This is a genomic window from Streptomyces sp. NPDC006458 (assembly GCF_040612135.1).
Classification (GTDB): Bacteria; Actinomycetota; Actinomycetes; order Streptomycetales; family Streptomycetaceae; genus Streptomyces.
Genome location: NZ_JBEXPR010000013.1, coordinates 169,772 through 191,387, shown reverse-complemented (window position 1 = coordinate 191,387; position 21,616 = coordinate 169,772). Strand labels below are relative to the sequence as shown.

The window sequence follows — 21,616 nt, the reverse complement described above, 5'->3', positions numbered from 1 at the left end:
GCGGAGCCCTGGCGTTTGATCGGGGGCCGGTGTTCCGCCGAACAATTCCCCGCCTCGATTCCCGCGGGCCGGTCGCATTCCCGATGAAGCCGGTTGTGTTTGCGACGGAACGGGCCCGGCCCGGCAACAGAAATCCTGGAGACGGCCTGGCCCTCGGCTGACGGGCTGGCGGGCTGACGCTCAGCCATGTCGGTCATCCAGGGCCCGGCTCACGGGAATTCAAGATTCCACGCGGCTTCAGGCCGCCTGCATACCGGTCTTGAGCGCCGTGGCTATCTCCACGGTGCGACGGGCCTGGAACTCGATGGCGCTCAGGTTCTCCTCGCCGGGAGGGGTGGTGTCGTCGTGCGAGATGTGGCTCGTGCCGTACGGGTTGCCGTTGCCGGTCGCGAACTGGACGGGGTCGGCGTAACCGGGGGCGACGATGATCGCGCCCCAGTGGTAGAAGGTGTTGTTGAGGGCGAGCAGCGTGCTCTCCTGGCCGCCGTGGGAGGTGGACGTCGAGGTGAACGAGGAGACCACCTTGTTCACCAGGCGCCCCTGCTGCCAGAGTTCGCCGGTGCTGTCGATGAACGCCTTGAGCTGAGCGGCCGGCAGGCCGAAGCGGGTGGGCGTGCCGAACAGGATGACGTCCGCCCAGTCCAGGTCCTCGACCTGCGCCACGGCGACACCGCCGGTGGCGGCGAGATGCTCGGCCCACTCCGGGCTGGTGGCGATCGTGGCCTCCGCGGCCGTCTCGGCGACTCTGCGCAGACGGACCTCGGCGCCGGCCTTCCCCGCTGCCGCAGCGGCCGACTCCGCCAGCGTGTGCACGTGTCCTGTGGACGAGTAGTAGATGACGGCGACGTTGGTCACGGTCGCAACTCCAATTCGCGTTGGGCTGGCATACGGACGGAACCGACGGGCGGGCCTCGGCGAAACCGACGGACGGGCCACCTGTAAATCGACTGTCGCGGGCGGCCGCGGGGGCGGCAAACAGCCGGCCGCGATTTCATCACCTTGCGGCTCCGCGGAACCGCCGGCACTTCACGGACGGGCGAAAGAACGGCTTGTCGCGCGATTCACCACGAATCTATGTCAACTCGGTGTCCTGATCGGAAGACCAGGGTTCTAAGCTGTTCCGATATCCGGAGTCCACCCCCCACCCGACGCAGAAGGAGCGTCCTCCACCCATGTATGCAGACCAGACTCCCGCGGGCCGCACCTCGCCCGGGGGCCGCAGGGGCAACCGTGCGGCGGTCCTCGGATCGCCGGCCGGCCGCTCCCTGTCACCCACGCTGCATCGAGCCGCCTATGCGGCCATGGGGCTGGACTGGGCCTTCGAGGCCATCGAGTGCGACGAGGCGGCCCTGCCCGCCGTGTGGGACTCGCTGGGCGAGGACTGGGCCGGGCTCTGTCTGGCCGTGCCGCTGAAGCGGGCCGTGCTGCCGCTGCTCGACGAGGTCTCGGACCTGGCCATGGACGTGGGCGGGGCGGACACGGTGGTCTTCCGTCAGGGCCGTAGCTTCGGCGACCACACGGGCGTGCACGGCATCACCGCCGCGCTGCGCCAGGCGGGTCTGGAGGCGCCGGGTTCCGCCGTGGTGCTGGGCGGCGGGGCGGCGGCCTGTTCCGCGCTGGCCGCGCTGCGGGAGGTCGGGGTCCGCGAGCCGGTCGTGGTGGTCCAGGAGCGCACGGGCGCGACCGAGGTCGAGGCGGCGGCCGGCCGGCTGGGTGTCTCGGTGGACCTGCACCACGTCAACGAGTTGCAGCGCCTGCTCCGGGGCGTCGCGGTGGTGGTCTCCACCCTGCCCGAGGACGCCGCCGACGCTCTCGCCCCGGCCGTCGCCCACTCCGGTGCCGCCGTCCTGGACGCGGTGTACTCGGCCTGGCCGACCCGGCTCGCCAAGGCGGCGGGCTTCAACGGCAGCACCGTGGTCGACGGTCTGTCCCTGCTGCTGCACCGGACCGTGCGGCAGATCGAGCTGCTGACCGGCCGGACCGATGTGCCGGTCGCCGCGATGGGCCGGGCCGCCCGAGCCGAGCTCACGCGGCGGGCGGCACGCGAGGCCGAGGCCGAGCCCGCGGGTTCGGGCGGCAGCCTCCACTGAGGCCGATTGTTCGGAGCCTGTCGGCGTCGCGGGGTCCCGCACGCAGTCCCCCACTTCCTCAAGGCCGTGGGGGGACCCCAGTCGCGTCGCCGTCACACACTTCCTCCCGCACGCTCGGTTCACCCGCGTCCCGCTCAGTTCACCCGCGTCCCGCTCGAGCCGCCTGCATCTCGCTCGAGCCGCCTGCATCCCGCTCGAGCCGCCTGCATCCCGCTCGGGCCGCCTGCATCTCGCTCGGGCCGGCCGCGAGACGCCGTCCCTCGCGGCAAGGGCACTGTTCCTCGCCGCGAAACCCGTCCCTCACAGCCGACCTGATCCGGACAACGTTCCTAGGCGGACAGTTCCTCCGGGGCGGCGAAGCGCCGGCGGCGGGCCGAGGACAGCACCATGATCGCGTGGGCCACCGAGCAGAGCGTCACATGGCGGTGCCAGCCCGCGTAGGAGCGCCCCTCGAAGTCCCGCATCCCCACCCGGGTGCTGACCTCCTGGAAGTCCTTGCCCACCCGCCGGGTCAGCCGCCCCAGCCGCAGCAGCGCGGCCGGAGGCACGTCCAGCAGATTGGACAGCCAGACCTCCCCCGGCCGGCCCTTCTGCATCGGCCAGCCGCCGACGAGTGTCAGGGCCCGGTCGGAGAGATGCGGCATGCCCGGCCTGCGAACGCCCGGCATGGTCACCCTGGTGCCGCTCACCAGAACCGACCGGGTGATCGAGTACTCCGGGTCGACCCAGCAGACGGGCTTGGACAGCTTCTTGCCACGCTCGATCAACTGCTGCGCCTGGAACAGCCGTTCTCCCGCACCGGGCTGCGCCGGGTCGAAGCCGACCACCCGGGTCGACCCGTCGACGCGCATGACGAACGGAATGCGCCGGCGGGTGAACTGCTCGACCAAGGCGTTCGAGTTGAGGGTGCGACCGTCCAGGACCACCGGTCGGCGGCGCAACCCCCAAGACGAGTCGGCGAGTTCGGCGACGGTGTGCACGACTCCCGCCTCGACGCTCATCGCCGCGACGTCGTCCGGGATCCGGGCCCGCCGACGCCGCTCCTCGTCCTCCAGCCACTCCGCCGGCAGGTTGAGACCCCAGTTGACGGGGGCGCTCAACTGCTCGTTGGCCAGGGAGACGCCGTAGGCCTGCTGGCTGTTGACGACCCGTCCGAGGTCGAAGCGGAAGGACTCGGCGACTCCGACGGAGTGCTCTCCGGCCTTCGGGATGGCCATGGAGTCGATCACCCAGGCCTGCGGCAGCAGCACCCTGTCCAGATGGCGGGCGAGCACCTGCCGTACGGGCTGCCAGCCCCACGAGGAGTTGCTGATGAAGTGGTGCAGGCTCTGCTCGGCGGCACCGTGATCGGCGACGGCGGCCAGGGCACGCATGGACTTGCGGCCCGGAACGGTCAGCAACCCGGAGACGTACCACTCACCCCTGGTCCGCTGATCGCGCCTCTTGAGCGAGGCCAGCATCCGCCCGCAGAACTCGGTGACGAAGTCGTCCGCGACGTCGCCCCACGCCTGTGCTGCCAGGGCTTCCCTCTCCACGCCTTCCACGACTCCCCTCCCTCTCCCCGGTCGCCTTCGCAGGCGACCTCCTGTTGGTGGCGGCACGGCCGGGAGCCGTACGCGGAACGTCGACCGGAACGACCATACCGTACCGGGCAGTTGGTTTTGTAGACTTCGTTCGTCAGGTAGTCACACTCTCGGAAGCCCACCCGACAGACAATAAAATACCGCTTGGTTGGTTTGCTAGAGTGTCTTTTGTCGATCTCACCCGGAACTCGGTCCAGCGGCGCCCGAAGCGGGCTCCAGCCGGACCCCGGCGGTCCTCGACCGTCACCGACCCGGGATCGCCGCGATGAGGGGGTAGCCATGCCACGCCAGGAACGAGCCGAACGCACCCGCGAACTGGTCGTCCGGGCGGCAGCCGTGTGCTTCGACACGACCGGCTTCGCCGCGACCAGCCTGAGCGAGATCGTGGAGATGGCAGAGGTCTCGAAGGGAGCCCTCTACTTCCACTTCAGCTCGAAGGAGAAGCTGGCCGAGGCGGTCGTGGCCCAACTGGGCACCGACTGGAGGGAGATCGTGCGCGCCGCCGGGACGCCCGACGGGCCGGTCCTGCAGACGCTGATCGACATGACCCACGACCTGGCCCGCCACATGCACCAGGACGTCGTATTCCGCGCGGGCCTGCGGCTCTGCGACGAGCGCCGACGCCCGGGCGAGGACGTCCGGATCAGCCCGTACCGGAGCTGGCGGCGCACGGTCGGCCACCTGCTCGCCAGGTCCCACCGCCGAGGCGAACTGCTGCCCGGCCTGGACCTGACCCAGGCCGCCCAGATGCTGACCGCCGCCACGGCCGGCATCGAACTCCTCTCCCGCCAGGACCGCGGCTGGCTGCGGCCGCGGGTGATCGCCGGCGCCTGGGACGCCCTGCTCCCGGCCCTGGTCCCCGCGGACCGGCTCCACCACTTCCGGGCCGCCGGAACGACACCCCCCGCACCACCCGACCCGGCACCCGGCATCGGCCCCCAGCGCACGTCCGGCACGCCCGAGCCGCTGGTCTCACGCGTACGGGCCGGCTGACGACAGAACGCCGTCGACTTTTCAGACCAACCGGTACGACAACTTTCACACCGCCATCATCAACCCCAATGAAAGTTGATCATAAGAAACCGTCCGCCTTGTTTTGTAAGCGCCGATGCGAAACCACGAGCTCCGCATCACCAGGCCGAACCGGCCCTTCCGCCTTGCGCTCCGAGGCAGCGGAGGGGCGGGGCGGCGGCGCAACGCAGACACAGGGCCGCGGGGCGCGGGCCGCGGGTGGCGGGCCGGGACGGCGGGCGGCGTGACCAGCCCCGCTGTCGCCCCGTCGGCGCTTGGCGCTCAGCGCCCTGGCAGCCGCCTGCCGTGAACGGTCAGCCGGACATCGCGGTGGGACACGAAGACCTCCGGTGGGTGAGGGCTCGACACCTTCACCCACCGGAGTTCTTCGCCATGTTCAAGCCCGGCCCGGTGCCGACAACGCTCGTGATCGATACACCTATCGGGCAGCGGAGGCGGCGATGGCCGCTTTGTACCAGTGGTAGGACGCCTTGGGGGTGCGGGTCCCGGTCGGGAAGTCGACGTGGACGAGGCCGAAGCGCTTGCTGTGGCCGAAGGCCCACTCGAAGTTGTCCATGAGCGACCATGCGGTGTAGCCGCGCAGGTCGACGCCCGCCGCGACGGCTTCGGAGGCGGCCTGGAGGTGGCTCTTCAGGTAGTCGATCCGGTCGGCGTCGTGGACGGTGCCGTCCGCGGCGGCGGTGTCGTCCTCGGCGGAGCCGTTCTCCGTGATGTGGATCGGCGGAAGGAGGGCGCCGTAGCGGTCACGGAGGCGCACCAGGAGCTCCCGCAGGGCGTCGGAGGCAGGAGTCCGCCAAGCTCTCCCGGCTGCTCGCGTGCGGACGGACGACCAGAGGCCGCACCTCTCCCCCGTGGAGGTGCGACCTCTCGCTCCGCAGCACGGCGGCTGTTGCCTGTCGGGGACTAGGCCCTGCGAGGCGGCCCCGTGGAACCCCGCGGCACCAGAGCGGGTGTGGGGACCTGGCGGCTCCCCCGGTGGGTGCCCTCGATCACGCCGAACAGGGCACGTGCCACCTCCTCGCCGAACTGGTGCACGTCGTGGCTCATGGCCGACATCGGCGGATGAGTGAGCCGGCACAGCTGGGAGTCGTCCCAGGCGAGCAGGGACACGTCGTCCGGCACCACGAGCCCCATCTCGGCTGCGACGGCCGCCCCGGCGACGGCCATGATGTCGTTGTCGTACACGATCGCCGTCGGACGGTCCGGGCCGAGCAGCAGGCTCCGGGTCGCGCGGGCTCCCTCCTCCCCGACGAAGCCGGTCGCCATCTGACGACGGCCGTCAAGGCCGAGTTCGGCCATGGTGGCCTCAAACGCGGCGGCACGGATGCCGCTGTGGCCGAGGCCGGCGGGACCGCCGACGCGCGCGATGCGCCGGTGGCCGAGCGCCGCCAGGTAGCGCACGGCTTCCGCCGCCTCCGACGCGTCTCCAGACGGAGGGGAATCCGCCGGTCAGCGACGGGTTCCCGACGGCGACGGCCGGCATGCCCAGCGCCCGCAGCGGCTCGATCCGCAGGTCGTCGTGGTGAAAATCGACCAGGATGGCCCCGCCGATCGTCCGGCTGCGCCACCACTCCTCGTACAGCAGAGTCTCCTCCTCCAGGTCGCGCACCAGCCGCAGCAGCAGGGAGCACGAGCGCTCGGCCAGGACGTCCTCGATCCCGGAGATGAACTCCATGTAGAAGGGTTCGAGCCCGAGGACCCTGGCGGGGCGACAGAGCGCCAGGCCCACGATGCCCGACCGTCGGCCGGAGAGGCTTCGCGCGGTCTGGTGCGGGGTCCAGCCGAGTTCCTGGGCGACCTCGAAGATCCGCTTGCGCGTCGCCTGGGACACCCCGGGCCGGTTGTTGAAGGCCATGGAGACGGCGCCCTTGGAGACTCCGGCCCGCGCCGCGACATCGTTGATCGTGACGCGGGCGGCGGGGACGTTCACGCGGATCCCACGCTGAACAGCGCCTGACGTACGGCGGTGGCGTCGGTGCCGGGCCAGCCGGTGACCGCGATCCGGGCCTGCTCGCCGGGGAGCAGGGTCAGCAGACCGCGGTCCGCGCGCGCCTCGGGCGAGAGCCGGTCGGGCTGCAGGAGGAGGTCCCGTATCAGGGTCCGGGCGGTCACGACCACCTCCACCGTCCCGCTTCCGGCGACGGCCTCGACCTGGACGTCGTACTCGGCGGCCGGGTAGTCGAACTCCTTGTCGGTCACGGGCAGATGGACCGCCCGCAGTCCGTCCGCTTCGGCTACGAGGAACTCCTTCGACGATCCGGGCGCGGGGGTGACCTGCGCCGGGAGTGCCTGCCGGGCGACCGAACGTGGAGCGGCCTCCACCTCGACGACCGCTTCCTGCAGGACGGTGCCGTCCGCGCCGATCCGGCGCAGCGTGACCGCCGTGCGCCACGGGGAGCCGCTCTGGTTGTCGACCGCGAGCACCGGCCCGCTCTCGGTGGGTACAAGGCTGAGCAGCCGGTCGGCGTAGACGCGGCGCAGCTCGTGGTACAGCGGCTTGAGGCGGCCGTCGCCGTCGATGGCGGCCCAGGAGCTGACCGGCCAACAGTCGTTGAACTGCCACACCACCGTGCCCGCGCACACCGGCCAGTTGGCCCGCCAGTGCTCGATGCCGGCGGCGACGGCCCGAGCCTGGACGACTTGGGCGAGGTAGTGCCACCGGTCGAAGTCGGTGCCGGGCGGCAGATCGAAGTGGCGCTCGATGCCCCGGGCCAGTTTGCCGTTGCCGTCCTCGGCCTTCTGGTGGTGCAGCATCCCGGGTGAGTCGGGCGCGAGTTCCTCACCGGGCAGCGCGCGGCGGAGCGTGGCGAGTGCGGGCGGGGCCTGCCAGCCGAACTCGGCGCAGAACCGCGGCACATCCGCCCGGTACTCGGCGTAGTCCCGCCGGTTCCACACCTCCCACGAGTGATGGGTGCCGTGGGCGGGGTCGTTGGGGTGGTGGTCCCAGGAGCCGGACCAGGGGCTGCCCGCGGCGTACGGACGGGTGGGGTCGAGTTCGGCGACGACCCGGGGCAGCACCCCGAGGTAGTACCCCTCGCCCCAGGAGTCGCCGGCCAGCGGTCTCTCCCAGTCCCAGTCGCGAAAGCCCCACAGGTTCTCGTTGTTGCCGTTCCAGAGCACCAGGCTCGGGTGCGGGCATCAGCCGGACAACGTTGTCGCGCGCCTCGGCCTCCACCTCTCGACGCAGCGGCTGCTCCTCCGGGTAGGCGGCGCAGGCGAAGAGGAAGTCCTGCCAGACGAGGAGACCCAGTTCGTCGCAGACGTCGTAGAAGGCGTCGTCCTCGTAGATTCCGCCGCCCCAGACCCGGATCAGGTCGACGTTGGCCTCTGCGGCCTGGGTGAGCCGGGTCCGGTACCGCGCGCGGGTGACCCGGGAGGGCAGCACGTCGTCCGGGATCCAGTTGACCCCGCGGGCGAAGATTCGTACGCCGTTCACGACGAACGTGAAGCCGGTGCCGTGCTCGTCGGCGGAGCGGTCGACCGTGACCGTACGGAAGCCGATCCGGCGCTCCCAGGAGTCGAGCGGGGCCCCGTCCTCGTCGAGGAGCATCACGTCGAGCGTGTACAAGGGCTGCTCACCGTAGCCGCGCGGCCACCACAGCTCGGGCGCGGGCACCTTGAGGACGAGCATGGCCTCGTCCCCCTCGAAGGCAGTCTCCGCGACGGCATCCGCCACGGTGGCGCGGAGGGTCAGCAGCCGGCCCGCGCCGCTCGCGGTGCGGTCGACCCGGACCCGGAGCTCCACGCGGCCGGCGTGGTCGTCGACCGCGACGAGCGGGCGGACCTCGGCGAGCCGGGCGGTGGACCAGTGCTCCAGGCGCACCGGCCGCCACATGCCGGCGGTGACGACCGTGGGGCCCCAGTCCCACCCGAAGGAGCAGGCCATCTTGCGGATGTACTGGAAGGGCTCGGGGTAGACGTTCGGCCGTTCGCCGGTGCGCGGACCCGGTCGGCCTCGTCGTACGCGGAGGCGAAGCGGACCTCCAGCGGTCCCGTACGGCCCGTGACGTCGAAGCGATGGGTGCGGTGCATGTTGCGGGTGGTGCCGAGGAGCTCTCGCCGCCCGGGGCCGGGATGTCCCGGCTGACCGCAGACAGCATGGGGCGGACGACCTGGGTCAGGGGGGACTCGTCCCACGCCACGATCGACAGGTCCGCGGGGATCGAGAGGTTCATCTCTTGGGCCACGGAGAGCGCGGCCACGGCCATGATGTCGTTGTCGAAGACGATGGCCGTAGGCCGCTCCCGCGCGATCAGCAGCGAGCGGGCGGCACGGGCCCCGGCCTCGCCGGTGTAGTCGGTGTGCACCACGGTGGCCTCGGGGATCTTGGCCTCCGCACACGCGTCGCGCAGCGCCCGGTCGCGGATCATCGTGTGGGTCAGCTCCGCGGGGCCCGCCACCCGGGCGATGCGCCGATGGCCGAGCACCGCGAGGTAGCGGACGATCTCGTGGATGCTCGCGCCGTCGTCCGACCAGATCGCGGGCAGCGAACCGGAGGCATCGGGCGGCCCGACGACCACAGCCGGAAGACCGAGGGACTCGACGGCGGGCACGCGCGCGTCCTCGGCCTGGAGGTCCATCAGGAACACCCCGTCGACCCGGCGTTCACCCCACCAGCGCCGGCACACCTCGATCTCGCCGTCCTGCGTCGCGACCATCTGCAGCATCAGTGCGTACGACCGCTCGGCGAGGGCTGACTCCACTCCGCTGATGAACTCCATGAAGAACGGCTCCACGCCCAGCAGCCGGGAGGGCCGTCGCACGGTGAGACCCACCGCGTGCGCCCGCCCTCCGGTGAGCGCACGCGCGGCACTGCTGGGGCGCCACCCCAACTCCTCGGCGATGCTCTTGATCGACGCCCGGGTCGCCTCGGAGACCCCCGGCTGGTCGTTCAGCGCGTACGAGACCGCCACCTTGGACACGCCGGCGCGGCGTGCTATGTCCGCATGGTCGGCCGCCTCACGCGCCGCTCCTGTCCAGTGCTGGTCCGTCACCGGTGGTCGACCCTACCGCTCGCTCGTGCCGCCGACGGAACTCCGCCCGGCTCGTTGCCCAGGTCGACGATGACCAAGTCCTCCTGGCCGATCAGTGTGTTCTTGACACTGACCCAGTCTCAGCAGCGGCGACCGGTGGACCAGGACGAGCGCGGACCAGATAGCGCGTGGACGAACGCCACGAAGAGCGCGATCAGCAAACTGCGCGTCGCCGGTCTCCGCCATGCCCTGATGGCGGACGCCCCAAGCTGGGGCCAGGACGGGGCCGGCACCGTGCGCAACACCGCCACGTCGGTCCTCGCCGCCGACCCCGACCACAACACGGTCTTCTCGGTCCACCTGTACGGCGTCTACGACACCGCAGCCGAGGCGCAGAACTACCTCAACCACTTCGTCGACAACCGTCTCCCAGTCGTGGTCGGCGAGTTCGGTCTTGGAATGGCCGAGAAGTGAGGCACCAGGCGCTCCTCGTGCCCTGCGGTGGGCAACACTCCTGCGCCGCTGCGAGCAGCCTGGCTACTGCCATGACAAGCACGCGACGACTGCGGAGGGTGCGGGCGTATGCAGGAGCCTTTAGTTGTTCCGACAGAGATACAGCGACTGCAAGGGCACACCGAACGCGCCTTCATCGAGGTCCAGCGGGCGGACACGAAAGCAACGGCGCTGTGCGGAATAGCCGGTGGATTGCTGGCTGCTGGAGTCGCGGTCCTGTCGAGTGCAGGCAGCCTGCCCTTGATCGGGGTGTTGTCTCTAGTACTGATGTGCCTGCTGCTACTGGCTGCGATTGGGGTCGCGCTGCTCGCAATGCGTCCTGCGGTTCCAAAGTCGGGACTGCAGGCCGAACTGATGGCTGAGGCGCTCGTACACCCTCGGTTCGGTGTGAATACGACCGCGCGTGGGGAGCTTGAACGACACGTCGAGGCACGTCGGCTATGGGTGCTTGCCTGGCTCGCGGACAGGAAGCTGCGCGCCGCCCGCTTGGCCGTAGATTTTGCCCTAGCAGCTCTCTTGATGGCTGGAATATGCCTGTTGAGCTGCTTTCTGGTTAATTGAGACCATCACCTCAGTGTGTCGGGGCCGCACAGCGGGGGGGACGTGTGTATCAGCCGCATGCCATGGCGATCGGTGACGCTTTATGGGCACGCTTGAAAGCGTTGGCCCCGCAGCGCATCCGACCGGCTCGGAGTGTGCTGCTACGTCAGGGGGATCCAGCAACACACGTGATCGTGCTGGAATCCGGGTCAGCACTGATCACCCTGGCTGGAACCAGCGGCGAAAGGACGCTTCTCGCCGTACGCGGCGCCGGCGAGTTACTTGGAGAGCTGGCGGTCCTGGACTCCCAGCCGCGTACTGCCACGGTCATCGCTGCCGAGCCCTGTCACATCCACATCATTCCGGCCGCCGTGTTCCTCGCATTCGTCGACGAGCATGGCCTGCTGGCCCCTCTGCTGCGCCACGCCATTGCCCGGGTGCGGGAGTCGGAGGCCGTCCGACTCGAACTGGCCACCGCATCCGTGCCGTTGCGCCTGGCATCGGCTCTGTCGAGGTTGGTCGACGCCGCATCCTCTTCGGCCTCGGAGCTCGCCGTGCGTCTGACGCAGACGGAGCTCTCTCAGATGATCGGCGCTTCGCGCAATGCGGTGGTCAACGCACTCAAGCCGTGGCGCGAGCAGGACTGGGTCCGGACCACCTCCGGCGGCGGGCTCCTCGTCCGCGACATCCATTCGATTCAGTCGCACGCGCGTACGCAGGCGTGACGAGCCGCACTTCAGGCGTGCCCACTGCTGGGCAGCGGCGGCTAACCCGCGCGATCAGTATGGGCACTTCCCTGACCGCCTGTGCTGAAAGGACGGTGCCCGATGGATGCACCGCTGCATGCAGAGCCTCTGGACGTGCCCGCTGAACTCGCCCTCGTAGCGATCGACATGGAGAAGTACAGCCAAATCCCCGAGGCGAAGATGGCCGCCGCGCGGTGCGACGTGGATGACATCGTGGCAACCGTGCTCGCCGAGTGCCGGCTGCCCGCCCCGCAGGATCTTCCCGGGGGCTACAAGGACAACGGCGACGGGGCGATTCTGCTGTTCCCACCCGCGGTGCTGGCCTGGCTCGTGGACCCGCTGCTGGGCCGGCTTAATGCGGCCCTCGTGCGTTACGAGCAGCAGCGGTTGGCCAGTAGCCCCGTACTGCGGCTGCGGGCCAGCGTGCACGTCGGCCCGCTGTCCCTGCCCGACCATCGCGGTAAAGCCATCAACGACACCACCCGACTGCTCGACAGCCAGGCAGCCCGCCAAGCACTGTCCGCCGCGAAGGACTGCGGTGCCTTCCTCGCAGCCGCGCTCTCCGAGGTCGTCTACCAGCGCACCGTGCATGCAGGACGTACGCCGGATCTCGGCCCGCACCACTTCCTTGAGGCGGTTGCCCGCGTCAGCGACAAGCCCGGCTTCGAGCAGCCCTGCCGGATTCATGTACCGGGCCTGACCAGTCCGGCCGTACACCCCTATGTCACAGATGTCGCATCGTCGACTTCTGCTCAGTCCTCTACCGCGCAGCAGAACGCTGCGTCGGCGGCGCCTGCTGCCAGCAGCGGCGGCACGTTCCAGTTCCACGCTCAGGTCAGCGACGCCACGATCGCCAACAGCATCGAAACCGTGCGAATCGATCGCCGCCAGCGGTGAGGCGTCTGGCCTTCCGCCCCGTTGCCTTTCCTGCACTCACGCTGGAGTTCCAGTATGACTGACGTACCGTTCGACCCCACTCGCTCCGACGCCGCCCCACCGAACAACGAGGGTGATGAGAGCCAGTCCAACGGCTCCGGCGGCTGGCTGCATCGATTGCGCACCGGAAGCGGCTCCGCCGATCGACCGGGCGCGAACCCTGACGACCCGTCCCCTTATCCCGTTCCCTCACAGCCGGGCGCTGTGCCACCCGCGCTTCGCGTGCACGAAACCGACGGTGCAGCGACACACGTGTACGGGGACCCCGAAGTTGTCGCCCACCACATCGAGCAGGTGATCCTGGAGACTCGAAAACGGGACCTACTGGAGGGCGTGGAACAGAACCGTGAGCGGCTGCTCGACCAGCCGTTCGTGCGAGGCCCGCACTGGGACCTGGTCTGGGAACAGATCGTCAATCCTGTCACCGGCCGTCCTCGCCAGCCGATCAACGTCATTGTGGCACCGCGTTCGTGTGGCTCCACCACCTTCGCTCTGCGACTGCTGGCCGAGCACACTGCTGACGAAACCACCGTGGTCCAGCTGGATGCGGACTGGGACACTCCCCGCCAGGGGCGCCTGCCTCTGGAGAAGACGCATGCGTACCAACTCGATCTCAAGCATCCGGAGAACGACCAAGTCTCCGCCGACTTCCTGAATGCCCTGTCGAAACACGCCTCCCACCTGCGCGACTGCCGCTCCTATCTCGCGCTGACCGTCGCACAGGACCTGTGGAAGGACCACCGCCTCAGCGATCGTGACGGCATCCAAGTCGTTCACCTGCACGAGGCGCCCGATGCCCAGCGCGTGGTCGAGGCACACCTGACCGCCCACGGCTACGACCAACTCGTCACGTCACTCCGCTCCTTCTCCAAGACCACCACGTCCTTGCGCGGACTGACAGCAGTGGCCGCCGTGCGGGCCGCGCACACCGTCGTGATGGCCTGGAAGGAGCACACCCGCACCAGCTCCCAGCAGTCGTTCGTGCAGGCCGAAAGCGAGGGCGAAACCGGGAGCACGCTCGAAGACCGCATCATCGCAGCGTTGACCGACTGGCGCGGTGAACTCGACAGCCGATTCGGCGAGATGAACAGCCTGCACACCCCCGACAACCCATCGCTCTCCGTGGAAGACCGCTGCCTGCTGCTGGCCTTGGCCGTGCAGCAGTCTGCGCCCATGCCCATAGTCGCGCGCAGTGCAGCCGCGCTGCTCGCAGCCATCGGGGACGCGCCCGGCACCGCCGACACAGCACCAGGATTCTCGCCGACCCTCAATGCCCTTGCAGGACGGGGAATGCGTCGGCGTATCCAGGACGTCGGAGGTCGAGTCGACCTGCAGGACACAGTGGTCTTCGACCGGCCCGCCTACGGACGCGCGGTGCTGGAGTACGTCTGGGACAACTACGACGTCATGCGCAAACCCCTATTGACCTGGCTCGTCGCGACAGCTCAGAACGCCGATCCGGAAGACCACGCCGTGGCGGCGCTGGCCGAACTCACCGTGCGGCACGGAACGGTGGTCTACCTCACCGAGTTGGGTGAACTCGTCGGCAGCAGCCAGCCAGAGGTGCTCGGTGCGGTCCTGGACAAGGCCGTGCGCAACGAACACGTCGGCCGCCTGGCGTGGGCAGCGCTCTACGGGTGGGCGGAACAGAGGAGTTATGCGCCCGCCGTAATCGGGCTGTGTCAACGGATCCTGGAGGACTCCTCCGCCGCCACGTCTTTGGCCAAGCGAGCAATGGTGCGCCTGCGTCGCGTCGCGCACAAGAACGCCGACGCAGCTGGCCAAGTCCTGGCTGCCTACGACGATCTGGTCCAACACCCCACCGTGGGACAGCGACTGGTCGCTGAGGTCCAGGGCTGGCAACAGGGCAAAGTCTCCGCGCGCGGCGGTGCACTGGCCTTCCTCGCGCTGATGACCGCTCGCCGTGACGGCACACCGTGGCTCGTGTGCGCGCCTCCCCCGGACATCGACGTACAGCGAGCCCTCAACAACCTGCTCTCCTCATCGGACACCGCTGCCCAGGTCATTTCGCGTCTGACGGGCTGGATCCGCTCGTGCGCGGGCGATCCCAGCGCCTACACACAGTTGCGCGACCAACTCCTGCCTGCGCTACGCGGCCACAACATGTTCGAGGCCGGCATGAAGCTGATGAACGAGCTGCGTGGCATCTCCACCGTTGAGGGCGTCAGTGTGGCTGACGACTTCTACAACCACCTCGTCGACAGCCGTCTGCGCACGGTCTTTCCGCTCGAAGAGAGGCTCAAGTGAGGTGGCCATGGAGGCGCGCAGTCCGTAGGAGTACGTCTGTCCAGCCGCGTCTGCTGCCGAGTGCCACGGACGACATCGCGTTCGAAGCCGTGTACACGATCACCTGGCGACCACTGTGGCGTGTGCCTCCCAATGCGGAGGAGACAGTACGCGCCGCCGTGCATGCCACGGCCTCCGCTGCAGCGGCACGTCTGACGGCCTCGGACGTACCTGCTGCCCAGGACGCCGTCAACGCCGCCCTCGGCTGTCTCCCCCACCGCGCCTCGAACTACTGCCTGTTGAACGCCTACGCGGCTCTCGGTCTGCCCAGCACCGCCAAGGACCTACTGGCACAGCGGGCAGCGGACGAGCAACGCGTCCGCCGTCTGCGTTTCTTGAAGGACAACCTCTACGATCACCCGGACCTCGTCGTCCTGGACCAACTTGAGCACCACGCCCCCGGTGCCCTGGCAAACGAGCATGTTGCCGAACTCCAGCGCCTCGCTCGCCTGATCTACTCATGCAACCGCTGGTGGTTCCCGCTCCTGCAGCAATGGGAGCAGGTCGGCCAAGGGTTCACGGACATCGAAAAGCGACAGCAGGCAATGCTCGTACTGTCTGACTCCCTCAAGGCACTCAACGACGGCAGCCTGCCCAGCAGCATCGCGCCGATGGACATAGCCGGGGCCGACACGACAGCTCGAAGGGCACATCCATGAAGCTCGTCTTGTGGCGAGTGCTGCTGGCCCCAATGACCAGCCTCCGAGCCCTCCTCGTTCAACGGCGCAGCGCAACGCCCCTGTCCTACGACGCTGCATGGCGTCGAGCCCGCCTAGACCGTTGTCCGGATGAAATGGTCTATCGACTCCACGGCCACCAAGCCGCCAGCACCTCCGATCAAGCGACCGGCGCCCAGACACCCTCCGGTCCGCCCAAGAGCGACGAGCCAACCGACCGGCGCCCGTAACTCGAGCATCCCGGGAGCGGACAACTCCTTCGCCCTGTCGCGGATACTCGCGTCCATTGGTTCGGGCTCATGCCTCAGGACGAGGTTCGCCTCGACTGCGGCACCTGAGGGGCTGATGCAGGTTCGGGTGACAGGTGCGGTCACGCGGCCTGGAGGGCCGGTGTGGTCATGAGGGTCTCGAATTCGATGGGGGTCAGCTGGCCGAGTGAGGTTTGTCTGCGGCGTCGGTGGTAGGTCCGCTCGATCCAGGTCACGATCGCGATCGGACTCCCGGGGGCTCAGCCCGCTGAGGTTGTGATCCACCCCGCCGTGATGTCGCCGCGGCTATCTCCCGACCGCTCAATGGAACTTTTTCCCCGGCCGGGCCTCTGCGACAACGCCGATTCGTGGCTTGACCAGCCCAGCAAGACGCCTGACACCCCATCAGAACGAGCGTCACGAGCGCCATTTCAGCGTCAAGATAACGCCCATAACGCCCATTATGTGCACTCATAAAACCCCAGGTCAGGCGTCCTTCTTCACCGGCTCCAGAATCGCCACGCACTCCACATGATGCGTCATCGAAAACATGTCACGCTGCGCCGACGTGAGAGAACATGCAGGTCAGGCCGGGTTTGGCGGTCCTGCCAGGAGGCTATCGGAGGCCCGGAGCGTCAAATGAGCGTCCCAGCCGCTGAGTGGTGAGGCTGTACTCCGGATTGCTGGGAGGCAGTACCCCAGCTGTCGCGCTCGGCGGGGCCCAAGGCTGGGCTGCGGCTCCCAAAACGTGGGACAGGCGCAGGTCGAGCGCAGCGTGCCCGCCTTATCTTGGCGGTCCCTACCCATCCCGTCTAGGGTCCGAAGACTGCGCCGATCAGAGCCCTGGTTCCGGTCTCGACCAGCGTCATCAGCTCCACAAGGGGGTATCGCCAGGGCCCGGACAGCCGAGCCAGGCTCGGTTGTCAAGTGGGGCGTCCGTACAACCCACCGCGTGAGCGTCATCCAATTCGGCGGCACGATCAGCCCCGCGATAAGCCGAGGCTTATTCCCATGACGAAGTCTTGCTCAATGACACCGCCCCGACGACTGCAGGTGACCGGGGGCTGAAGAGACGCCATGGCCCACTCCCCCGCCCCGACCGGCGCCCGCTCCTTCGTCGTCATCGGCGAGACCAACGTGGCGCGCCGGGTGTGTGCGTCCCTGCGCGAGGGTGCGCACATCGTGCGGCACCTGACCAAGCCCGGCGACGAGGAACTGCGTGCGGCGATGACGCCGTCGCCCGACGCGGTGGCTGTGCTGCTGCACGACGATGTCGCGGCGTTGCGCTACGCACTGGCCGTCGCGCATATGTCCGCCCACACCCCGATCACCGTGACCATCTTCGATCGGACCATAGCCGGTGAACTGCTCCGCCTGCTGCCACAGTGCCACGTGACCTCCCCGGCCGACCTGGCGGCGCCCGCCCTGGCCGGCCCCTGCCTCGACGGCTCGATCGCCGCCCTGTCGCACAAGGACGGCCGCCCGCACGCCGTCCAGGTCGCCGATGGGCAACCCCCGTCCACCCGGCCCTGGAGACCGGAGCGAGCCGATCGCCGGACGAGACTCGGGCGAATAGCTGGGCAGTTGCGCCCTCATGACGTGGGGACGCAGCTGATGCTCATGGGCCTGCTGGGCATGCTCGGCGTCCTCCTCGCCGACTTCACCTGGCTGGTCGTGCTCGGTCACCGCCCCGCACAGGCACTGTTCGACGCAGCCCGCGTCGTCGCCACCGTCGGACCGGCAGCCGCACCCGAGCACTCCACCGTGTATCCCGTGGTGGCCAGCGTGTTCATCCTCAGCACCATCGTCTTCAGCGCCATGTTCACGGCCGGCCTCATCGACCGCATGCTCGGGCCCCGCCTGATCGGGCTGATCGGACCGCGCACCATCCCCCGCGCGAACCATGTCATCGTCGTCGGGATCGGCCAGGTCGGGCTGCGTCTGTGCGGTGAACTGCGGCGCCTGGGCGTGCCGGTGGTCGGTGTGGAGCGCGATCCCGACGCGCCGGGCGTTCGGCTCGCCCGTTCTCTGGGCATTCCCGTCCTGACGGGCCACGGCGGTGACCGGGCCGTCATGGAGCAGGTCCATCTCGATCGGGCGAGGGCCCTGGCCGCCGTCGGCTCCGACGACCTCGACAACATCGCCGTCGCCATCGCCGCGCACGGCATCGCCCCCGGAACACGCGTCGTCCTGCGGGCAGGTGAGCACGAGGCGATCGCTGAGACCCGCTCCCTGCTGCCGCTGGGCACCATCCGCGACGTCACCAGCCTGTCCGCCGCCTACGTCCTGGCCCGCCTCCTCGACACACCGGCCACTGGCGTCATCGCCCACCAGCACCGCATGTTCGTGCAACTGGCCGCGGACACCTTCGAACCCTGGCCGCTCGCGGGCCGCCACGGATGCGCCCACGTGGACGTTGCCCTGCCCTCCTGACTGGTCGGCCACCACGGCAGACACACTCATCGGGCCCGGTCCTCGTTGTGGAACGGGCCCGATGGCGGTTCGGTCAGAGGTTCCCCCGTGATGCGGAGTGAGGTGACAACGGGTCAGGTGGTCGTCGCCGGGGCGACGCTCGCGCTGGCAGTGGCCCTGCCAGCGCTGGCCCTCTTCTTCGAGGATCTCGGCGGCGAGCAGGGTCTCCCGGTGAGGGCGCCCGACGCCCCCGACTGGATCCTGGACGCGGCGTACTTTCCTGGCCAACCTCGCCCGGACCCGGGTGGGTCGCCAGTGGCGGGCCGTGCGCGACGACGACGTGGCCGCCGAGCTGGCAGGCGTCAAGCTGGGCCGGGCCCGGGTCGAGCGACCCAGGTCGCCTGCGTAATGGCTGCGGCCGCGCTGGTCGCTGCCTGCGGTGCCGGTGGCCGCGAGGACAGCGGCGCCTCCGACGCCGGCTCGTCCGTAGGCGTCACCGCAACCACCATCAAGATCGGTGCCCACTTCCCCCTGACGGGGGTGGCGGCGCCCGGCTACAGCGAGATCCCCAGCGGCCACAAGGCGTACTACGACTTCGTCAACGCTGCCGGCGGCGTCAACGGACGCAAGATCGAGTACGTCGTGAAGGACGACGGCTACAACCCCACCAACACCAGCAACGCCACCAAGGAGCTGGTCCTGCAGGAGGAGATCTTCGGCATGGTGGCCGGCCTCGGCACGCCCACCCACAGCGCCGTGGTGGACTTCCTCAACAGCGAGAAGGTCCCCGACTTCTTCGTCTCCTCCGGGTCGCTGCAGTGGGGCGACGACCCACAGTCGAAGCCCTGGACGTTCGGCTGGCAGCCCGACTACGAGTCAGAGGGCAAGGTCATCGGCCAGTACCTCGCCGAGAACCACCCCGACGCCAAGGTCGGCCTCTTCCTCCAGGACGACGACTTCGGCACCGACGGTGAGAGGGGGCTGCGCCGCTACCTCGACGATCAGATCGTCGAGGTCCAGCGCTACACCTCCGGCAACACCGACGTCGGCCCGCAGATGGCCGCCCTGCAGTCCTCGGGCGCCGACTTCGTGGTCGGCTTCAACACCCCGTCCTACACCGCGCTGACCCAGCTGGCGGCAAAGCGGCTCAACTACAAGCCGACCTGGTTCTACAGCAACGTCGGCTCCGATCCGGCCCTGGTGGGCGGCTTGCTGGCCCGCTTCTCCGAGGGCGCGGTAAAAGACGGCAACACCCTGCTCGACGGTGTCCTCACCACCCAGTACATACCGGGCATCGACACTCCCGACGACCCGTGGGTCAAGCTGTGGCAGAAGGTCTGGGCCGAGCACGGTGACGGCAAGCCGCTGACCAACTACCGGATCTTCGGCATGGCCCAGGCATACACCTTCGTGCAGGCGCTCCAGGCCGCCGGCGGCAACCTCACCCGTGAGGGCATCGTGGAGGCGCTCGAGAAGGCCGGCGGAGACTTCGAGGGCCCGGCGTACGCCAAGTTCCGCTACTCCAAGGACAGCCACTTGGGCACCTCCGGCATGAAGATCGTGGAGCTCAAGGGCGGTGTCGGCCAGGAGAAGACCGATGTGCTCGTCACCGACACCGGTGACGCCGAGATCGCCGAGGACGACAGCCACGCCTCCGACGCCCCGCCGCAGAGCGGCATCCCCGAGGTCGACCCCGTCGACTGACATCAGCCACCTGGCGAAGGGGCAGGGGACCGGTGCGGCGGCCCCTGCCCCCTTTCGCGCCGCGTCCGCGGCGCCCCATGTACAGCTCCGCGCCATGCTCTGTCCCGAGGGGCTGGCGCGCTCTCCGAGCACATCGACAGCACAGACGTCTCCTTCGCGGCCGGCCAACCCCAGCACACCCAGCTGCTGTGCTGCGGGATCGTTGGCAGCCGTTCTCCGAGGAGCTGTCCGACCTGAAGTCCACCGGGCTGCACGCGGTCATCGATGCCGGGTGGCTCGGATGGTCAGCGGGCGTGGAGGAAATAGCGGTCCGCATCAGTCAGGGCCTGCCCCAGCAGATCGACGATGTGGTCGAGTTCGTCGCGGGTGGCGATCAGGGGTGGTGCGATCTGCACGACCGGGTCGCCGCGGTCGTCCGCGCGGGCCAGGAGTCCGAGGGCACGCATGCGTGCGGGAAGGAACTGCTTGACGAGTTCGTTCTGGCGGTCAGTGGTGAAGCGTCGGCCGTCCGCTCCGGCGACGAGCTCGAGCGCCCAGAAGAAGCCGTCGCCGCGTACGTCGCCCACGATGCTCAGCTCGGTCAGTTCGGCGAGCCGCTTGTGGAGGTGACCGGTCAGGCCGCGGACGTTGTCCAGGACGCCGTCTCGTTCGAAGATGTCGAGGTTGGTCAGGGCGGTGGCGGCGGCGACCGGATGCCCGGCGAAGGTCAGCCCGTGCAGGAGGGTCACGCCGTCGTTGAAGAAGGGCGCGGAGACGTTGTCGGACACCAGGACGGCGCCGAGCGTGGCGTAGGACGAGGTGAGGCCCTTGGCTGTGGTGATCATGTCGGGGATCGCACCGTACTTGGTCACGGCGAAGTATTCGCCGATGCGGCCGAAACCGGTGATGACCTCGTCGGCGACCAGGAGGAAGCCGTACTGGTCCGCCATCCTCCGTAGCCCCGCCCAGTAGCCTGCAGGAGGCGTGAGGCAGCCTCCGGAGTTCTGCACGGGTTCGGCGATGAGCATGGCCACGTTCTCCGGGCCGGCCTCCAGCACCGCCGCTTCGGTTTCGGCCAGCAGCCGCCGGGTGAAGGCATCCTCGTCCGCGTCGGTGGTGCGGTAGCGGTTGGTGTTGGGTGCGTGGGTGACCTCGAAGGCTGGTGCGCCGAAGGGTTCCTTGAGCGCCGGGATTCCCGTGAGTGCGAGGGCGCCCATGGTCAGGCCGTGGTAGGCGGTGCGGCGGGCGATGGCTTTGGTGCGCTGAGGCTGGCCTTGGGCGACGTGGTACATGCGGGCGAGTTTCCACGCGGACTCCACGGACTCCGAGCCGCCGGAGGTGAAGAACACGCGGTTGATGCCGTCGGGTGCCAGAGCGGCAAGTCGCTCGGCCAGTTCGATGGCGGCGGGGTGCGCGGTGTTCCACAGGGTGCTGAACGGCAGGCGGTTGAGTTGCTGTTCGGCCGTCTTGGCGAACTCGGGGCCGTAGGAGTAGCCGAGCTGTGCGCAGAACAGGGCGGACAGGCCGTCGATATAGCGGTTTCCGGTCGTGTCGTAGACGTAGACGCCTTCGGCCCGGTCGGGCAGGAACATTCCCTGACCGCTGCGCAGGCTCGCGTGTTGGCCGAAGTGCAGGAGCAGGTGTTTGCCGGCTGCTTCGCGCAGCCGGTCGGCCTGGTGTGTGGTGGCGGGGTGGTCGGGCATGGCGTTCTCCGGCGAGGTCGGCAGGCACATGAGGGGCAGACGGGAGGTCCGGCTGGGCGAGTGGGCGGACCCAGGCGCAATGCGCGGCCACATCATGAGCAGCTGCCGACCGCTGGAGCGGTGTCTGACCGCGGCTCCGGGAGGGCTCGGCGGCAAAAACCCGGCGCCCACCG

15 protein-coding genes and 4 pseudogenes are annotated in these 21,616 nt (G+C 69.2%); 10 read left to right on the top strand and 9 right to left on the bottom strand.

The features are described 5' to 3' along the window. Positions 1 to 237: 237 nt before the first annotated feature. Positions 238 to 855 carry an NAD(P)H:quinone oxidoreductase gene (wrbA, locus tag ABZZ79_RS19710; protein WP_356690363.1) on the bottom strand — a complete coding sequence of 206 codons (618 nt, stop codon included), beginning with the start codon at positions 853 to 855 and terminating at the stop codon, positions 238 to 240. Positions 856 to 1,172: 317 nt separating this feature from the next. Here wrbA and ABZZ79_RS19705 point away from each other — a divergent pair, with 317 nt between their 5' ends. Further along, positions 1,173 to 2,090, top strand: a complete 918-nt coding sequence (locus tag ABZZ79_RS19705; protein WP_356690361.1) for a shikimate dehydrogenase — start codon at positions 1,173 to 1,175, stop codon at positions 2,088 to 2,090. Between the two features lie 329 nt (positions 2,091 to 2,419). On the opposite strand, the gene ABZZ79_RS19700 is transcribed toward ABZZ79_RS19705, so the two are convergent. Next, positions 2,420 to 3,625, bottom strand: a complete 1,206-nt coding sequence (locus ABZZ79_RS19700; RefSeq protein ID WP_356690359.1) for a transposase — start codon at positions 3,623 to 3,625, stop codon at positions 2,420 to 2,422. Between the two features lie 327 nt (positions 3,626 to 3,952). Between ABZZ79_RS19700 and ABZZ79_RS19695 the strand changes: the two genes are divergently transcribed. After that, positions 3,953 to 4,666: a ScbR family autoregulator-binding transcription factor gene (locus tag ABZZ79_RS19695; RefSeq protein ID WP_356690357.1), complete on the top strand. Its 714-nt coding sequence runs from the start codon at positions 3,953 to 3,955 to the stop codon at positions 4,664 to 4,666. 457 nt (positions 4,667 to 5,123) lie between these two features. Here ABZZ79_RS19695 and ABZZ79_RS19690 read toward each other — a convergent pair whose 3' ends face one another. The 5 genes and pseudogenes from ABZZ79_RS19690 to ABZZ79_RS19670 form a co-directional block, all read right to left on the bottom strand. Next, positions 5,124 to 5,783, bottom strand: a complete 660-nt coding sequence (locus tag ABZZ79_RS19690) for a family 1 glycosylhydrolase (protein ID WP_356690355.1) — start codon at positions 5,781 to 5,783, stop codon at positions 5,124 to 5,126. Beyond that, positions 5,690 to 6,106, bottom strand: a pseudogene (locus tag ABZZ79_RS19685) (substrate-binding domain-containing protein); the annotation flags it as partial. The gene ABZZ79_RS19690 and the pseudogene ABZZ79_RS19685, both read right to left, overlap by 94 nt. Further along, on the bottom strand, positions 6,012 to 6,635 hold the full coding sequence (locus tag ABZZ79_RS19680; RefSeq protein WP_356690353.1) for a LacI family DNA-binding transcriptional regulator: 624 nt from the start codon (positions 6,633 to 6,635) through the stop codon (positions 6,012 to 6,014). The gene ABZZ79_RS19680 and the pseudogene ABZZ79_RS19685, both read right to left, overlap by 95 nt. Next, a pseudogene (locus ABZZ79_RS19675) lies at positions 6,632 to 8,758 on the bottom strand (glycoside hydrolase family 2 protein); the annotation flags it as partial. The pseudogene ABZZ79_RS19675 and the gene ABZZ79_RS19680, both read right to left, overlap by 4 nt. A 29-nt stretch (positions 8,759 to 8,787) precedes the next feature. Continuing rightward, positions 8,788 to 9,699 (bottom strand): annotated as a pseudogene (locus ABZZ79_RS19670) (LacI family DNA-binding transcriptional regulator); the annotation flags it as partial. 69 nt (positions 9,700 to 9,768) lie between these two features. On the opposite strand from ABZZ79_RS19670, the gene ABZZ79_RS19665 reads away from it, so the two are divergent. The 6 genes from ABZZ79_RS19665 (at position 9,769) to ABZZ79_RS19640 (ending at position 15,379) form a co-directional block, all read left to right on the top strand. After that, positions 9,769 to 10,152 carry a cellulase family glycosylhydrolase gene (locus ABZZ79_RS19665; RefSeq protein ID WP_356690351.1) on the top strand — a complete coding sequence of 128 codons (384 nt, stop codon included), beginning with the start codon at positions 9,769 to 9,771 and terminating at the stop codon, positions 10,150 to 10,152. A 108-nt stretch (positions 10,153 to 10,260) separates the two neighbouring features. Beyond that, complete coding sequence (locus ABZZ79_RS19660; protein WP_356690349.1) at positions 10,261 to 10,752, top strand: hypothetical protein; 492 nt, start codon at positions 10,261 to 10,263, stop codon at positions 10,750 to 10,752. A gap of 62 nt (positions 10,753 to 10,814) precedes the next feature. Next, on the top strand, positions 10,815 to 11,456 hold the full coding sequence (locus ABZZ79_RS19655; protein WP_356690347.1) for a Crp/Fnr family transcriptional regulator: 642 nt from the start codon (positions 10,815 to 10,817) through the stop codon (positions 11,454 to 11,456). Between the two features lie 102 nt (positions 11,457 to 11,558). Continuing rightward, on the top strand, positions 11,559 to 12,374 hold the full coding sequence (locus tag ABZZ79_RS19650) for a hypothetical protein (RefSeq protein WP_356690345.1): 816 nt from the start codon (positions 11,559 to 11,561) through the stop codon (positions 12,372 to 12,374). A gap of 54 nt (positions 12,375 to 12,428) precedes the next feature. Further along, positions 12,429 to 14,681, top strand: coding sequence for a hypothetical protein (locus tag ABZZ79_RS19645; protein ID WP_356690343.1), 2,253 nt, complete (start codon positions 12,429 to 12,431; stop codon positions 14,679 to 14,681). A gap of 89 nt (positions 14,682 to 14,770) precedes the next feature. Next, the gene (locus ABZZ79_RS19640; RefSeq protein WP_356690341.1) at positions 14,771 to 15,379 is read left to right on the top strand and encodes a hypothetical protein; all 609 of its coding nucleotides are present in this window, start codon (positions 14,771 to 14,773) and stop codon (positions 15,377 to 15,379) included. 388 nt (positions 15,380 to 15,767) lie between these two features. Here ABZZ79_RS19640 and ABZZ79_RS19635 read toward each other — a convergent pair. Then, positions 15,768 to 15,890 (bottom strand): annotated as a pseudogene (locus ABZZ79_RS19635) (IS3 family transposase); the annotation flags it as partial. A gap of 832 nt (positions 15,891 to 16,722) precedes the next feature. Here ABZZ79_RS19635 and ABZZ79_RS19630 point away from each other — a divergent pair. Both ABZZ79_RS19630 and ABZZ79_RS19625 read left to right on the top strand, forming a co-directional pair. Next, on the top strand, positions 16,723 to 18,078 hold the full coding sequence (locus ABZZ79_RS19630; protein ID WP_356690339.1) for an NAD(P)-binding protein: 1,356 nt from the start codon (positions 16,723 to 16,725) through the stop codon (positions 18,076 to 18,078). A 387-nt stretch (positions 18,079 to 18,465) separates the two neighbouring features. Continuing rightward, positions 18,466 to 19,761 carry an ABC transporter substrate-binding protein gene (locus tag ABZZ79_RS19625; RefSeq protein WP_356690337.1) on the top strand — a complete coding sequence of 432 codons (1,296 nt, stop codon included), beginning with the start codon at positions 18,466 to 18,468 and terminating at the stop codon, positions 19,759 to 19,761. Positions 19,762 to 20,045: 284 nt separating this feature from the next. Here ABZZ79_RS19625 and ABZZ79_RS19620 read toward each other — a convergent pair whose 3' ends face one another. Next, complete coding sequence (locus tag ABZZ79_RS19620; protein WP_356690335.1) at positions 20,046 to 21,443, bottom strand: aspartate aminotransferase family protein; 1,398 nt, start codon at positions 21,441 to 21,443, stop codon at positions 20,046 to 20,048. Positions 21,444 to 21,616 lie beyond the last annotated feature (173 nt).

Coding starts and splice junctions, on each gene's coding strand:
- ABZZ79_RS19650 (WP_356690345.1), top strand. CDS start 11,559: ATGGATGCACCGCTGCATGCAGAGCCTCTGGACGTGCCCGCTGAACTC.
- ABZZ79_RS19665 (WP_356690351.1), top strand. CDS start 9,769: ATGACCAAGTCCTCCTGGCCGATCAGTGTGTTCTTGACACTGACCCAG.
- ABZZ79_RS19695 (WP_356690357.1), top strand. CDS start 3,953: ATGCCACGCCAGGAACGAGCCGAACGCACCCGCGAACTGGTCGTCCGG.
- ABZZ79_RS19660 (WP_356690349.1), top strand. CDS start 10,261: ATGCAGGAGCCTTTAGTTGTTCCGACAGAGATACAGCGACTGCAAGGG.
- ABZZ79_RS19705 (WP_356690361.1), top strand. CDS start 1,173: ATGTATGCAGACCAGACTCCCGCGGGCCGCACCTCGCCCGGGGGCCGC.
- ABZZ79_RS19645 (WP_356690343.1), top strand. CDS start 12,429: ATGACTGACGTACCGTTCGACCCCACTCGCTCCGACGCCGCCCCACCG.
- ABZZ79_RS19620 (WP_356690335.1), bottom strand. CDS start 21,443: ATGCCCGACCACCCCGCCACCACACACCAGGCCGACCGGCTGCGCGAA.
- ABZZ79_RS19625 (WP_356690337.1), top strand. CDS start 18,466: ATGGCTGCGGCCGCGCTGGTCGCTGCCTGCGGTGCCGGTGGCCGCGAG.
- ABZZ79_RS19655 (WP_356690347.1), top strand. CDS start 10,815: ATGGCGATCGGTGACGCTTTATGGGCACGCTTGAAAGCGTTGGCCCCG.
- ABZZ79_RS19630 (WP_356690339.1), top strand. CDS start 16,723: ATGGCCCACTCCCCCGCCCCGACCGGCGCCCGCTCCTTCGTCGTCATC.